This is a genomic window from Microbulbifer maximicatervae (SeqCode) (assembly GCF_052468295.1).
The window spans coordinates 3367639-3381679 of sequence record NZ_CP174340.1 but is presented as its reverse complement, the minus strand read 5'-3'; the positions used below and the strand labels follow the sequence as shown (position 1 = coordinate 3381679).

Genomic DNA, 14041 nt, shown 5'->3' with positions numbered 1-14041 from the left:
CAGAGGTGGTTTAGCTAAAGTACCAAGTGGCCAAGCCCAGAAAAGACATAAAGCCTACTACATCGGTGACTGTAGTAAGGGCTACCCCGCCGGCCAGTGCTGGGTCTATATTCATGGCACGCAATGCTACTGGTAATATCGCTCCAGCGAGTGCGGCGGTTAATAGGTTGATTATCATGGCGGCAAGGATAATTACCGCAATCCATATATCGCCAAACCACATGGCGGTTATCAAGCCCATCACAAGCGCCCACAAAAGAGCATTGAGTGCTGCCGAACCCAGCTCACGGGAAAGTAGCCAGCTTAAATTACTGCGTCCTATCTGGCCTAAGGCCATACCGCGAATGACCACTGTCAGCGTTTGGCTACCGGCCACGCCCCCCATGCTGGCGACGATGGGCATTAGGACTGCTAGGGCTACCACCTTGTCCAGGGTATTTTGGAACAAACTGATCACCCAGGAGGCAAGCAGAGCTGTGAGCAGATTAATACCCAGCCAAACGGCCCGACGTCGAGCAGTGCGCCCAACTGGGGCAAAGGTGTCTTCCTCCTCATCGAGGCCGGCAAGGCTCATCAGGGAGTGATCTGCATCCTCTCGGATAACATCTACTACATCGTCAATGGTGATTCGCCCCAGCAGGCGGTTATCCTCATCGACTACTGGTGCGGTAATCCAGTCATACTTCTCAAATAAGCGCGCGACTTCTGTGTCGGGCATATCTGCGGGTATTGGTTCCACATCGGTATTGACCACTTCGCGAACTGTCACCGATGGGTCTGTGGTGAGAAGTTTGGATAGTGGCAAGAGACCGATATATTGGCCCCTCCGGTTAATCACAAAAAGGCTGTCGGTAGATTCCGGTAGTTGTTCATGGCGCCTAAGGTAGCGAAGTACCACATCGAGAGTCAGGTTGGGGCGGACAGAGATGGTGTCCGTGTCCATTAAACCGCCGGCCGTGTTCTCATCATAGGCGAGAACACTTTCAACCCGGAGGCGGTCGGTTTCCGTCATTGATGAGAGCACTTCGGCAACAACTCGCTCCGGCAGCTGCTGAAGTATATCGGCGATGTCGTCGGCATCCAGGCCTTCCATCACCTCCACCATCTCCTCGGTATCCATAGTGGCGAGGATCTGGCTGCGCACATCGTCGGTGAGTTCCTGCAGGACCTCACCCTCTATTTCCCTGTCCACCAAATTCCAAAGTACCTGGCGGATACGGGGTGGAGAGCTCTCCAGCAATTGCGCAACACTCTGGGGAGTCAGGGTCTTGAGCATGCGCCGGACTTCTTGTCCCGTACCGCTATCCAGCGCGGCATACAGCTCACCCAGCTGATTCTGTGCGCGGAATTTGATTTCGGCTTGGGGAGAGCTGGGCACAACAAGTCCTTACTGCTAGTGGTGGATTTGGGAGGCGATGTAAAAGCTTAGCGATTTAATGTTTGGAGTGAGCTTTTCGTGGCAATAGTATACTGGCCTTTATTCAGCTTCGCCGAATCGATCGGAGATCAGTGTGCTGATAGCTTCCAGGGCGGCACTTTCATCTGTCCCCTCTATTTCCAGTTCCAGCTCCGTGCCTTTGCCTGCAGCTAGTAACATTAGGGCCATCACACTTTTTCCATCTACGGCTTTACCCTGGCAATGCACTTTAATATTGGAGCAGAACTTGGAGGAAGTCTGCGCGAACTTGCTTGCAGCGCGGGCGTGCAAGCCGAGTTTATTGATGATGGTCAGTTGGTGTTTCTGCATTGCGCTGCTCGACAAAAATCTATTTTTGTTGCTCCCTGTGGCGTATCTGGACGTTATCAAACTCTTTAGAAAATTTCTTTACCAGCTGTTCAACCATATAAACTGATCGATGTCGGCCCCCAGTGCAGCCGATAGAGACACAGGTGTAGCTGCGATTACTTTTCTGGTAGGAGGGTAGCCAGTTTTCCAAAAAGTTGGTGATGTCAGTCTCCATCTTTGCGGTCTCTGGGTGAGTGCGCAAGAATTCAGCGACCTCGATATCCTTACCGGTTTTTTCTCTTAGAGCTGGTTCCCAGTAGGGATTGGGTAGACAGCGCAAGTCAAAAATCAAGTCTGAATCCACAGGCACCCCATACTTGAACCCGAAGGACTGGAAGAGAATCGCCATGCTGTTTGATTGTTCCCCAACAACACGATTTTTAATCAGTTCGCGCAGTTGGTGCAAACTCAGGGTGCTGGTATCAATAACCATATCCGCGATGGTTGAGATAGGGGTGAGAAGCTCTTTTTCCTGATTGAGAGCTTCTAGCAAGTGGGTGCAATCATTGCTGAGAGGGTGCTTCCGTCTGGTCTCACTGAATCGCTGTACTAAAACCGGCTCGCGGGCATCGAGATAGATAACATCACATTGAACCCCTGCCTCGCGCAAGGACTCAATAACACTGGGAGCCTGTCTAATGTCTTGCCAGAGGTTGCGGGCATCGACACCCAGGGCCAGAGGCGTGTTTTCTTTTGGCGGTTGTGCCTTGACCCTCTTAACCAGCTCCGGGAGCAGGCTGGTGGGAAGGTTGTCGATACAATTGAAGCCGACATCTTCCAGTAATTGTAGTGCAGAACTTTTTCCGGAGCCGGAGCGTCCACTAATTATCACCAAGCGCATGGAGAGCCCTTTTCTTTGATCAAGTTTTTATTATTTCGCTTGTTGCACTACCTGAACAACGAGGTGAATGTCAGCTCTGAGACTCAGTTACTAACAAAACCTCCTCTAGGCTGCTGCGGTACTATCAATAGCGAGGGCATATAGCTCATCACTACTTTGTGCTTGCCTTAGCTTATCTCTAACCAGGCTGTTGGAAAACAGAGCGGCGATTTCGGCTAGTGTATCCAGATGTTCCTGTTCAGCATCTTCGGGGACCAGAAGAGTAAATAGCAAATCGACAGGCTGGCGGTCGACAGAGTCAAAATCAATGGCGGGCTGGGTGGTACAGAGAACCCCAATGGGGCTATCACAGCCGGGTAACCTGCAATGGGGAATGGCAACACCATCGCCGATACCGGTGGAACCAAGGCGCTCACGGGCGATCAGTTGGTTAAAAACTGTATCGGAGTCGTGTTGGGGATATTGTTCGGCGATGGCCTGGGCAATATTGAGCAGTAGCTTTTTTTTGCTGCTCCCCGCCAGATGGCAAAGGCTAAGGCGGGGAGAGAGTAATGCTTCCAGTGTCATAGTTCAGCGATGGTTCTGCAACTTCTCTTTGTGTTTTTTTAGTTGGCGGTCCAGCTTATCGGTGAGCGCATCAATTGCCGCGTACATATCTCTGTCTTCGGATCCAGCACAGAGGTCGTGACCGTTTATATGTACCGTCGCCTCAGCTTTTTGGATCAGTTTTTCGACGGATAAAATTACTTGCGCGTTGGTGATGTTGTCGTAATGTCTGGACAGCTTTTCCATTTTGCTTTCGCAGTAGCTGCGCATAGGTGAGGTAACGTCGACGTGGTGGCCACTAATATTGATCTGCATGGATTTCTCCTTAAAGGTGCATCACAAGCCGGCGCTCACCCCCTATCGGGTCGCAACCCTACTAGGAAGTGGGCCAGAATGGAAGGATACACTCAAATTTTGGATTTTGGTTGCAGGTTGGGGGCGGAAGGCGCCAGTAGCGTATGACTGGAGGTGGGTTAGGGGTCAGTTTAATTGGCTGTGTTTGGGGTGTGACTTAAATGAGCCTCTTTCTCTCACTTGAGGAGGGGATACCCATAGATTCGCGGTATTTCGCTACCGTTCGGCGCGCAACCTTGATGCCTTGCTTGTCCAGCTCCTGAGTGATCTTGTTATCTGATAGCGGCTTTCGAGGTACTTCTGTGTCAATCAGCTTGCGAATCAGGGCTCGAATGGCGGTGGATGAAGCATCCTCACCGGAATCTGTACTGACGTGGCTTGAGAAGAAATATTTGAGTTCGAAAACTCCCCGTGGAGTCAGCATATATTTTTGAGTGGTCACTCGGGATATGGTGGATTCATGCATGCCAATGGTTTCAGCAATATCTGCCAGAACCATTGGTCGCATTGCCTCTGGGCCTTCCTCAAAAAAGCCTTGCTGCTTATCCACAATGGACGTGGCGACCTTTAGCAGAGTGTCGTGGCGGCTCTGTAGGCTCTTCAAGAACCAGCGGGCCTCCTGCAAGTGATCCCGCATGAAATTGTTTTCCCGGGAGTTATCCGCCCGTTTTACCAAGGAGGCGTAGTGGCCATTAATCCGGATCTTTGGAGTGATTTCTGGATTAAGTTCGACCAGCCAGCGGTGATCCTTGCGGGACACAATAATGTCGGGAATGACATAAGCGGGCTGTTCCCCGCTGAACTCCTCACCTGGGTTGGGGGTTAGTGTCTGGATAAGGCGGATCACTTCGCCGAGCTGGGCTTCGTTGAGGCGTGTGCGTCGGGTGAGTTGCCTGAAATCCCTTTTTCCAAGTAATTCCAAGTGGCGCTCAATGATGGTCTGCGCTTCGTTTAGCCACGGAGTTTCCGCTGGTAGCTGCTTGAGCTGGAGTTGAAGGCACTCTTGGAGGCTTCTGGCCCCACAGCCAGCTGGTTCGAATTGTTGTACAGCTTTAAGGACTGCAACTACCTCATCTTCTTCGAGCTGAAGGGAGTTGGCCACGTCATCAACGGTGGTATTGAGGAGACCGTTTGGGTCGATGGCGTCAATAAGGTGCTCGCCGATCCATTTATCGTGACTGGAAAGTGCTGTCAGGTTTAATTGCCAGCGCAAGTGGTCTTGAAGTGTGTCGGTGGAAGAGTTGCGCTCAAAATTGGGGTCGTCGCCCTCGGCGGGGCCACTGTAGCTGCTGTAAATGTCGTCCCACTGAGAATCAACGGGCAGCTCTGTTGGAATATCCTGGTTCCAGTCGGAATCACCAACCTCTTTTTCCTCAGCGGCTGCGTGGTTTAAATCCTCCCCTACAGCGGCTGGTGGCTCTTGTTGTGCGTTGCTCTCGGTATTGACTGTTGCTTGTTGAGCCAGATCTTCACCCTCAGCTTCCAGCATTGGGTTGCTGTCGAGGGCTGCCTGGACTTCTTGCTGTAAATCTAGTGTGGAGAGCTGCAGGAGGCGTATTGCCTGCTGCAACTGGGGGGTCATAGTTAGCTGTGCGCCGAGTTTGAGCTGGAGAGACTGCTTCATAATTTAAAGTTGCAGGCCAGTGCGACAAAGGGTTCGTCAAAATTAACCCGAGATGGCGCAGACTACCTCGGCCCTCAAACTATTACAAGCAATAAGCATGCCGACTATTGCCTGCCAGGAGGTCGACTTCTATGTGGAGTATGATATGTTTTTCGAAATTTTACCTATTGAGTTACGCCTGTCATCATTTGCCATTAAATGGTGAACTCGTGTCCCAAATAGACTTCGCGCACTTGCTGGTTAGCGAGGACATCATCGGGCGTGCCTGAGGCAATAATATGTCCCTCGCTAACGATATAAGCGGTTTCACAGATATCCAAGGTTTCCCTTACGTTGTGATCTGTGATCAAGACGCCAATATCCCTGTCCCGCAAGTGGCGAATAATGTGTTTGATATCGTTCACTGAAATAGGGTCGACACCAGCAAAAGGTTCATCGAGCAAGACAAAGCTTGGGTCTGTAGCCAGGGCTCGTGCAATCTCTACCCTGCGCCGCTCTCCGCCGGATAGAGCCATTCCTAGGCTGTTTTCGATGTGTGTAATGTTGAACTCTTCGAGCAACTCCTGGGCCTGCTCTTCGCGCTCTGTACGATTGAGCCCTTTTCGGGTTTCGAGGATTGCGAGAATGTTGTCACGTACTGACAGGCGTCGAAAAACAGAGGCTTCTTGGGGCAGGTAACCGATTCCCTTGCGGGCGCGCCCGTGCATTGATAGGCGGGTAATATCTTCGTTGTCGATTAGGACTTGCCCGGCATCGGCCTGCACCAGTCCTGCGATCATATAGAAACAGGTGGTTTTCCCAGCTCCATTGGGGCCAAGTAAGCCAACGACCTGTCCACTTGAGACGCTGACAGAGACATCTTGGACAACTTTTCTTTTCTTATATTGTTTGGCGAGGTGTAACGCTTGTAGCGTTGGCATAATGAGTCCTGAAATCTAACCGCAGCCGAGACAGGCCGCGGATTACATCATTGTAAATAGCGCTGTTTTACAGGCATTGAAATTTGGGTGGATTACTGATCTGTGTCGGTATTTGTTTCAGTTGGCTCGCTGGATTCGGTGCTCTCAGGTTTCCAGATCATCTCAACTCTGCCTTGACCAGGTTGGCTGCGAGCGCTCATTTGCTCAGTAGCGAGATCGTAGTCGATTTTCTCGGCAGTCAGGGTGTTGCCATCGCGATCGATATAAGCTTGCCCTGTGAGCTGCAGTTCTTCAGAGCTGATGACATACTCTATGCGCTCAGCGCGGGCTTTAACTGGTTCCTCGCTCTCCAGTATCTTTTGCTGGAAGTGCGCGGGGCGGCCCACAGCAATGACCCGGCTGATTTCATCGCTGGCCGTAAAGTACACTTCCACGCGATCTGCCCTGATTTGGAGTGAGCCCTGTGTGATGACCACATTGTCACTATATACCACTAAGTTATTGGCGCGGTCGGCTGACATAGATTCCGAGCCCACAGAGATTCTCTGGGTTCTATCATCAGGTAAAGCCTGTGCTACGGTGGTAATAGCTGCCAGCGTAATCGCAGTGAAGGTCTTAAGCATAGAGGGATAGCGGTTATTGGGTGTCATAGCTGCTCTTCACGTCGGATAGAATTTCCATCCGGTTTTCTTTCAGGTAAGCGCGCATCCCCGTTCCTTCAGTGCGGTTGGGGCCGGAGCTAATAGTAACAACTTTGTCGGTCTCGGCGAATTCCCTGTCAGGGAAGATTGTGATTCGCGGTGTCTCCAATTGGATGCCATTCGGGCCAGGGAGTTCATCAATTTGAACGTCGCCACTAAGTACGATACGTTCTCCTCGATTGAAGGCCACCCCCCTTTTGGACCGAGTTGCCCACTTGGGCTGGTCGTCCGTATAGAACAGCATGCGCGGCTCTTTAAGGTTGGCTCGATCCCGACGTTTAAATTGAAAATAGGTGATTTGCTCTGCATCCACTCGATAAGCTAGGTTGCCTGCCTGGTCAAAATGGCGAGTTTCAGCCCCTTTGATAACAAGGTCCGCAGCCCGATTTTGTTGCTGAGGAGTGGGCCTTTTGCCTAAGAACTGTTCTGGCGGACTCTCGGAAAACCAGAGCCCGGCACTTATAAGCAGAATGACCAGTATGAGAGGCAACCACGAGCGCATCATTTTTCTCCGATATAGGGGGCGAGCGCCGCGTCAAAGGTCCCTTGTGCAATCATAATGCGGTCGCAGACTTCGCGTACAGCACCCTCGCCGCCACGGGCCTCTGTGATCCACAGGGCTCGCTCCCGTACGGGGGGGGCTGCATTAGGTGGTGCGATGGGACATCCGATCTTGGTCATTACCAGTAGATCGGGATAATCATCCCCGACATAGGCGATATCTTCCAGGCGGCATGACTCTTCAGAAAGTAACTCCTGTAGTGCGGCAAACTTGTCCTCCCGGCCCTGAATCAATTTATTGATACCCAGGTCGTGTGCTCGGCGCTCTACAACATTACTGCGCCGGCCGGTAATGATTGCTACACGTACACCAGAGTTTTGCAGCATTTTAATGCCGTGCCCATCCAGAGTGTGAAAGGTTTTGAGTTCGTTGCCGCTATTGTCAAAATAAAGCTTGCCATCTGTCAGAACACCGTCCACATCCAGAACAAGCCAGCGGATATTATTCAGGGAATCATTTAATTTTTGTTCGGGTATCACCGGAGTAATCTCTCTTCGCCTTTGATTGTGAGGGCAAAACTTGCGTATTAATTGTCCGGTATTATCTCAGATAACTCCGGCGCGCAGAATATCGTGCATATGGAGTACGCCGACAGGGTGGTGGGCTTCATCTTCTACTACTAATGCAGTGATTTTGTAGTCCTCCATAATTCTCAGGGACTCTGCAGCGAGAGTGTCAGCAGAAACCGTTTTAGGGCGGCGGCTCATCACCTCTTCCATTACAGCTTTGTCGAGTGCGATTTTTTGATCTATTACTCGGCGCAAATCGCCGTCGGTGAAAACGCCGAGTAATTCACCGTCGCTATTTACAATAGTTGTCATACCGAACCCTTTGCTGGTCATCTCTAGCAGGGCTTTTGATAGCAGCGTCTCTGGAGTTACCTGGGGGAGTTCATCGCCCGCATGCATCACATCCTCAACCTTTAGAAGAAGTCGGCGTCCGAGGGCTCCGCCGGGGTGGGAGAAGGCAAAATCTTCGGCAGTAAAACCCCTGGCCTCGAGCAGGGCGACTGCAAGTGCGTCTCCCATCACCAGAGTAACTGTTGTCGATGAGGTGGGGGCCAAATTGAGCGGGCAAGCCTCTGTGGCTACTGAGATATCCAAATTGACTTCCGCAGCTTGAGCCAGAGGGGAGTCAGTTTTTCCTGCCATGCTAATCAGTGGAATGCCCAGGCGTTTTAGCAGAGGCAGTAGGGTGAGGACTTCAGCGGAGGAGCCAGAGTTGGATATGGCTATGACTACATCATCCCGGGTGATCATACCGAGATCACCGTGGCTCGCCTCGCCGGGGTGAACAAAAAAGCTTGGTGTGCCAGTACTGGCAAGCGTAGCAGCGATCTTGCGGCCAATATGCCCAGATTTCCCCATGCCGGTAACTATCGTACGGCCGCGGCATTGCATGATCATTTCACAAGCACGCTGGAATTCGCCATTAACTCTGTTTTCCAGTGCTGCTACCGCTTCGGTCTCCATGCGGACGGTGCGGCGCCCGGCTTCCAAGATCAGATCCTGTGTCATCAACTGCCTCAAATCGCTTACTAGTGCTTAATAGGTGGTAATCAAGCCGTCTTATTATGCGACAGCTTCAATATTTACTTATGCGACAGCGTGAATGATTTTTGTCATAAGATTCCAGTAGTTTGAGGAAAGCTCAGTTTTTTGCTGTCGTGCTAATCTATATTAGCGGGCTGCTGGCGGCTGAAAAAGCCAGTGTGCTTTTCCTGGGTGTCAAATGACACGCTCGTACACCACCACATTGCCGTGTGCGGCCATGGTATAGTTTGCCGTCACCGCTGTCAGCTATGTCACTCAATGGATGATCGACACACTCTCAGTTGGACTGCGGGAAGGTTGGTATGTGGTATTGCTATGGCACTAAATTGCGCCATATGCGTCCAAGGAATGATTTGCTAATTGGAGATAATTTGTGAACGTATCATTTTGGATTGGCCGGTACGGTTTGTCGCGATGGATTAGGTTTGCGCTTTGTGCTGTTTTTGCATCTGCAATAGTGCCTGTAGCTAATGCTGCCCAAAACCCTTATGTAATGATTAAAGGGGTTTCTGATGAGTTGCTGGGGGTGATCCGATCCAATGCCCAGTATGCAAATTCAGACCCACAAAGATACTACAGTGCTGTTGAGGGGGTTTTGACCCCGGTTGTTGATTTTGACTTTATCGCTCGCGGTGTAATGGGGCGCTATGCCAAGCAGGCGACTGCCGACCAACGCTCTCGCTTTACGGATGCTTTTCGTCGCGATCTTGTAGCGACATTTGCTCGCGGTGTGGCAAATTTTGGCGACCTGGATGTAAAAGTGGTCAATCCCGGCACCACACCTCAAGGTAATCGTGTAAATGTGCTGCAAGAAGTTCGCAGTAAAGAGGGTATAACAAAAGTTTCGTATACCTTGGTGCGCAATCGGGCAGGCCAGTGGAAGTTGATCAATGTGATTCTGAATGGGGTCAACCTGGGTAAGACTTTCCGCAGTCAGTTCTCACAGTCAATGCAGACTTATGGGGACATCGACAAGGTGATTTCTAATTGGTCAGCGGCAGACGATGCCGCAAATAAAGTGAGTTGATCCGCGAACTTTGGGGTGCGTAGCTGCGCACTCCGCTTGATTCAAGTACACTTGCGTGCTGTTTTTAACCAATCGCAAGTCCCTCCTATGCAACCAGATGAAATCAAGGCCCTGATCGAAGGGCAAATTCCCGACAGCACTGTTGAAGTGGCTTTTGAAGGTAGTCACCTGATGGTCACTGTAGTGAGCAGTTCCTTTGAAGGTCTGAGTCGTTTAAAAAAGCAACAGCTTGTCTATGCCGCTCTTGGTGAAAAAATCGCCGATGGCACCTTGCATGCCGTGCAAATGCAGACTTTGACCCCAGAAGAAGCCAGTCGTTAACTTGCCATTGCCACTGAGGTGTTGGCTATCTAGAAAGAGATTGAATGGATAAGTTGATAATAGAGGGCGGCAGCCCAATTTCCGGGACTCTGCGGATTTCTGGAGCTAAGAATTCAGCCTTGCCGATATTGGCTGCTGCTTTATTGGCTGACGGGCCTGTACAAATCGATAATTTGCCGCATCTCAACGATATTACCACCATGATCACCTTGCTCCGGTGTATGGGGTGTGACGTCACTATTGATGAAAAGCTGGGTGTTGAGATTGACCCTCGCTCAGTCAATGACCTGACCGCTCCCTATGAGTTGGTTAAGACGATGCGGGCCTCAATCTTGGTTCTTGGGCCCCTGTTGGCTAGGCATGGGGTTGCGAATGTCTCCTTCCCTGGTGGTTGTGCAATTGGCAGTCGCCCGGTCGATATTCACCTAAAGGGCCTTGAGGCAATGGGTGCTGAGATAACCATCGATGGTGGTTTCATTCGGGCGCGCTCCAATGGTCGTCTTAAGGGAGCCAATATTGTCATGGAGAAAGTGACAGTTGGCGGCACTGAAAACCTGTTGATGGCAGCGGCACTGGCAGAGGGAACTACGACTTTGCACAACGCCGCTCGCGAGCCCGAAATCGTCGATTTGGCAGAGTTCCTTATTGCTATGGGGGCTCAGATTGAAGGGGTTGGCACTGACACCCTGCGTGTTCACGGTGTACCTAAGCTTACCCCCTGCAAGTTCACTGTTATGCCGGACCGTATTGAAACCGGAACCTTCCTTGCGGCAGCTGCTGCGGCGAGGGGCAAAGTGCGCCTGCTCAATACTCGTGCCGATATCCTCGATGCGGTTATGGTTAAGTTCGAAGAGGCCGGAGCTCATATCAGTTGTGGCGACGATTGGATTGAGCTGGATATGAAAGGCAATCGCCCTAAAGCGGTGAGCTTCCGTACCGCGCCTTACCCAGCCTTCCCTACAGATATGCAATCCCAGTTCACAGCAATGAATGCTGTTGCCGAAGGGAAGGGTACTGTAGTTGAGACAATCTTTGAAAACCGCTTAATCCAGGTTCATGAGCTGAATCGAATGGGGGCGGATATCACTCTGGAGGGCAATACAGCAATTGTTACCGGGGTGGAGAAGCTTAAGGGCGCTCCAGTAATGGCTTCAGATCTGCGCGCGTCAGCTAGCTTGGTTATAGCTGGTATGGTGGCGGAGGGTACTACTATGGTAGATCGTATTTATCATATTGACCGCGGCTACGAGTGTATTGAGGAAAAGCTACGACAGCTCGGCGCGAATATTCGGCGTGTCCCTGGCTGATTGCTGCCAAGTTAACCTTAAGAGCCAATGACGGACTGGCATAAATCAAAATGACTGCACAAATTACAATCGCACTGACAAAAGGGCGGATTCTTCAGGAGACTCTACCGCTTCTTAAGGCGGCGGGGTTGGAGCCTACTGAAGACCTAACTAAAAGCCGAAAGTTGATATTTCCGACGAATCGCGAAGGGGTACATCTCCTCCTCCTGAGGGGAGTGGATGTACCAACTTATGTGCAGCATGGAGCCGCAGATATTGGCGTGGCGGGGAAAGACACTCTTCTCGAGCATAGTTCTGATGGTATTTACGAGCCTCTCGATTTGGGCATTGCCCGCTGCCGCCTGATGACAGCTGGTGTCAAGGGCGGGCAACTGCCCAGCGGTCGAATTAAGGTCGCTACCAAGTTTGTACAAAGTGCCAAAAAGCACTATGCCTCTATTGGTCGTCAGGTTGACATCATTAAACTGTATGGAGCTATGGAGCTTGCTCCACTAATGAATTTGGCTGACGAGATTGTCGATATTGTAGATAGTGGCAATACGCTAAAGGCCAATGGCCTTGAGGCCCGAGAAACCATCGCGCAAATCAGCAGTCGATTGATCGTCAATAAAGCAGCCATGAAGATGAAATATTCGCCAATCAATAGTTTGATTGAGAGGCTGGCATCGGCTGTGGCACAAACCAAATAGATACCCGAAGCATTATGACGAGCAAAGTAATTCGTCGGCTAAATACGGTCGATAGAGATTTCGATGGCCAATTGAAGCAGCTATTGGCTTGGGAGGCAGTGGCGAATCAAGAGGTCGAAAGTATCGTTGCAGAAATATTGCGGCGTGTTCGCTCCCTTGGTGATAAGGCTGTTATCGAGTTCACCAACCGCTTTGATCATCGGCATCTGGAAAGCGCGAAAGACTTTGCTCTATCGGCCGCTGAGCTTACCGCAGCTCTAGGTCGTATTGGTATCGAGGAGCGCGAGGCCCTGGAGGCAGCCGCTGATAGGGTGAGGCGCTATCACGAGCATCAAAGGCAGGAGTCCTGGCGCTATACGGAAGCCGATGGGACTGTCTTGGGGCAGCAGATTACCCCTATGCAAAGTGTTGGCATTTATGTTCCCGGCGGGAAGGCTAGTTACCCTTCCTCCGTGCTTATGAATGCAATTCCAGCAAAAGTAGCTGGCGTAGATACTGTTTATATGGTGGTGCCGGCTCCGAAGGGGGAGCTGAACGACCTGGTGTTGGCGGCAGCGGCAATAGCTGGAGTGGACCAGGTGTTTACGATTGGTGGTGCCCAGGCAGTAGCGGCGCTAGCCTATGGTACTGAGTCTATTCCCGCGGTGGATAAAATAGTTGGCCCGGGGAATATCTTTGTGGCCAGTGCCAAGCGAGCTGTTTTTGGTCATGTTGCTATCGACATGATTGCTGGCCCCTCTGAAATTCTGGTGATTTGTGATGGGCAAACAAATCCTGACTGGATTGCCATGGATCTGTTGTCACAGGCTGAGCACGATGAACAGGCGCAGTCAATTCTGTTGTGTCCTGACTCCAAGTACTTAGATCGGGTTGAGAGTTCGCTGCAAAGGCTTTTGGTCGAGTTACCTCGGGCTGAGATTGCTTCCCGTTCCCTTGCTGATCGTGGAGCGTTGATCCAAGTGGAGTCCATACAGCAGGCGATCGAAATCTCTAATCGGATTGCACCGGAGCACCTGGAAGTTTCAGTAGATAATCCTGAGGCTTACCTTCCTGAGATCCGGAATGCCGGAGCCATTTTCCTTGGGCGCTATACGGCAGAGGCATTGGGGGATTACTGTGCTGGCCCCAATCATGTCCTTCCTACCAGTGGCACTGCCCGTTTTTCCTCACCGCTGGGAGTTTACGATTTCCAGAAGCGAAGTTCGGTGATCCACTGTTCTGAAAAAGGTGCTGATACCTTGGGGCGCGTGGCGCATACTCTTGCGCTCGGGGAGGGGTTAGAAGCTCATGCCCGCTCTGCGGGTTTTCGGGTCAAGGATCTCTGAGTAATACACCCCGACAGGTTCCTCTATGCGGGATGTACATAACGCACTTATTCTATAGGGGGGATGCGGGTAGCCTGCCAGGCTAGCGCGCGCCACTCACCGTCCCGTTTAATAAATGTGCCGGTATTAAAGTAGTAGCTTTGTTCACCCTTGCCGCTGTCATTTGCAGATAACTTGAATGCAATGATAGCGATATTCCCTAGCAACCGAATGTCGATCTCCTCGGCGGCATAGCTCGTAGTTACAGGCTCGGTGGGAGATGTTTGCATTCCTTGCATAATCTCGCTTTTTCCAAAGCGTTTTCCTCCGGAGCTGGTATATACCAGATCCTCGGCCCAGAAACGTTGATGGGCCTGGGAATCAGTGGCGGCCTTGCCGATAAAGTTTGTCAGCAATTGGTGTAAATCCTCTCTATCCCCAGCCATTGCGGGCGCAGTAGAGGTAATAAAGAGCAAGGCTAATACCAGTGAGCGCATAGAGACACT

17 protein-coding genes are annotated in these 14041 nt (G+C 51.2%); 5 read left to right on the top strand and 12 right to left on the bottom strand.

Features of this window, described 5'->3' with window-relative positions:
- Positions 1-10: 10 nt before the first annotated feature.
- From mgtE to ACJJIQ_RS15040, 11 genes are all read right to left on the bottom strand, one after another.
- A complete protein-coding gene (gene mgtE / locus ACJJIQ_RS15090; RefSeq protein ID WP_413663049.1) occupies positions 11-1378 on the bottom strand; it encodes a magnesium transporter in 1368 nt (455 codons plus the stop codon).
- Positions 1379-1477: 99 nt separating this feature from the next.
- Positions 1478-1747, bottom strand: coding sequence for an HPr family phosphocarrier protein (locus tag ACJJIQ_RS15085; RefSeq protein WP_444907482.1), 270 nt, complete (start codon positions 1745-1747; stop codon positions 1478-1480).
- Between the two features lie 19 nt (positions 1748-1766).
- Positions 1767-2627 (bottom strand): RNase adapter RapZ, encoded by an 861-nt coding sequence (rapZ, locus tag ACJJIQ_RS15080; RefSeq protein ID WP_445362333.1) that lies wholly within the window; start codon positions 2625-2627, stop codon positions 1767-1769.
- 105 nt (positions 2628-2732) lie between these two features.
- Positions 2733-3194: a PTS IIA-like nitrogen regulatory protein PtsN gene (gene ptsN / locus ACJJIQ_RS15075; RefSeq protein ID WP_445362332.1), complete on the bottom strand. Its 462-nt coding sequence runs from the start codon at positions 3192-3194 to the stop codon at positions 2733-2735.
- Between the two features lie 3 nt (positions 3195-3197).
- Positions 3198-3488 (bottom strand): ribosome hibernation-promoting factor, HPF/YfiA family, encoded by a 291-nt coding sequence (gene hpf / locus ACJJIQ_RS15070; protein ID WP_108734230.1) that lies wholly within the window; start codon positions 3486-3488, stop codon positions 3198-3200.
- 196 nt (positions 3489-3684) lie between these two features.
- Complete coding sequence (locus tag ACJJIQ_RS15065) at positions 3685-5151, bottom strand: RNA polymerase factor sigma-54 (RefSeq protein ID WP_445362331.1); 1467 nt, start codon at positions 5149-5151, stop codon at positions 3685-3687.
- A gap of 194 nt (positions 5152-5345) precedes the next feature.
- On the bottom strand, positions 5346-6071 hold the full coding sequence (gene lptB / locus ACJJIQ_RS15060; protein WP_444940945.1) for an LPS export ABC transporter ATP-binding protein: 726 nt from the start codon (positions 6069-6071) through the stop codon (positions 5346-5348).
- Positions 6072-6163: 92 nt separating this feature from the next.
- Complete coding sequence (gene lptA, locus ACJJIQ_RS15055; protein WP_444940946.1) at positions 6164-6721, bottom strand: lipopolysaccharide transport periplasmic protein LptA; 558 nt, start codon at positions 6719-6721, stop codon at positions 6164-6166.
- Positions 6708-7277 (bottom strand): LPS export ABC transporter periplasmic protein LptC, encoded by a 570-nt coding sequence (gene lptC / locus ACJJIQ_RS15050; protein WP_445362330.1) that lies wholly within the window; start codon positions 7275-7277, stop codon positions 6708-6710. Before lptC ends, lptA begins: the two co-directional genes overlap by 14 nt.
- A complete protein-coding gene (locus ACJJIQ_RS15045; RefSeq protein WP_445362329.1) occupies positions 7274-7813 on the bottom strand; it encodes a KdsC family phosphatase in 540 nt (179 codons plus the stop codon). Before ACJJIQ_RS15045 ends, lptC begins: the two co-directional genes overlap by 4 nt.
- Before the next feature lie 66 nt (positions 7814-7879).
- On the bottom strand, positions 7880-8851 hold the full coding sequence (locus ACJJIQ_RS15040) for a KpsF/GutQ family sugar-phosphate isomerase (RefSeq protein WP_444896349.1): 972 nt from the start codon (positions 8849-8851) through the stop codon (positions 7880-7882).
- A gap of 409 nt (positions 8852-9260) precedes the next feature.
- Between ACJJIQ_RS15040 and ACJJIQ_RS15035 the strand changes: the two genes are divergently transcribed.
- From ACJJIQ_RS15035 to hisD, 5 genes are all read left to right on the top strand, one after another.
- Positions 9261-9914, top strand: a complete 654-nt coding sequence (locus ACJJIQ_RS15035; RefSeq protein ID WP_444896350.1) for an MlaC/ttg2D family ABC transporter substrate-binding protein — start codon at positions 9261-9263, stop codon at positions 9912-9914.
- 87 nt (positions 9915-10001) lie between these two features.
- Positions 10002-10235 carry a BolA family protein gene (locus ACJJIQ_RS15030; protein ID WP_444896351.1) on the top strand — a complete coding sequence of 78 codons (234 nt, stop codon included), beginning with the start codon at positions 10002-10004 and terminating at the stop codon, positions 10233-10235.
- A gap of 44 nt (positions 10236-10279) precedes the next feature.
- Positions 10280-11542, top strand: coding sequence for a UDP-N-acetylglucosamine 1-carboxyvinyltransferase (gene murA, locus ACJJIQ_RS15025; RefSeq protein ID WP_444896352.1), 1263 nt, complete (start codon positions 10280-10282; stop codon positions 11540-11542).
- A 50-nt stretch (positions 11543-11592) separates the two neighbouring features.
- Positions 11593-12231, top strand: a complete 639-nt coding sequence (hisG, locus tag ACJJIQ_RS15020) for an ATP phosphoribosyltransferase (protein ID WP_444925713.1) — start codon at positions 11593-11595, stop codon at positions 12229-12231.
- A gap of 14 nt (positions 12232-12245) precedes the next feature.
- Complete coding sequence (hisD, locus tag ACJJIQ_RS15015) at positions 12246-13556, top strand: histidinol dehydrogenase (RefSeq protein ID WP_445362328.1); 1311 nt, start codon at positions 12246-12248, stop codon at positions 13554-13556.
- 47 nt (positions 13557-13603) lie between these two features.
- Here hisD and ACJJIQ_RS15010 read toward each other — a convergent pair whose 3' ends face one another.
- Positions 13604-14032 carry a nuclear transport factor 2 family protein gene (locus ACJJIQ_RS15010; protein WP_445362327.1) on the bottom strand — a complete coding sequence of 143 codons (429 nt, stop codon included), beginning with the start codon at positions 14030-14032 and terminating at the stop codon, positions 13604-13606.
- Positions 14033-14041: the final 9 nt, after the last annotated feature.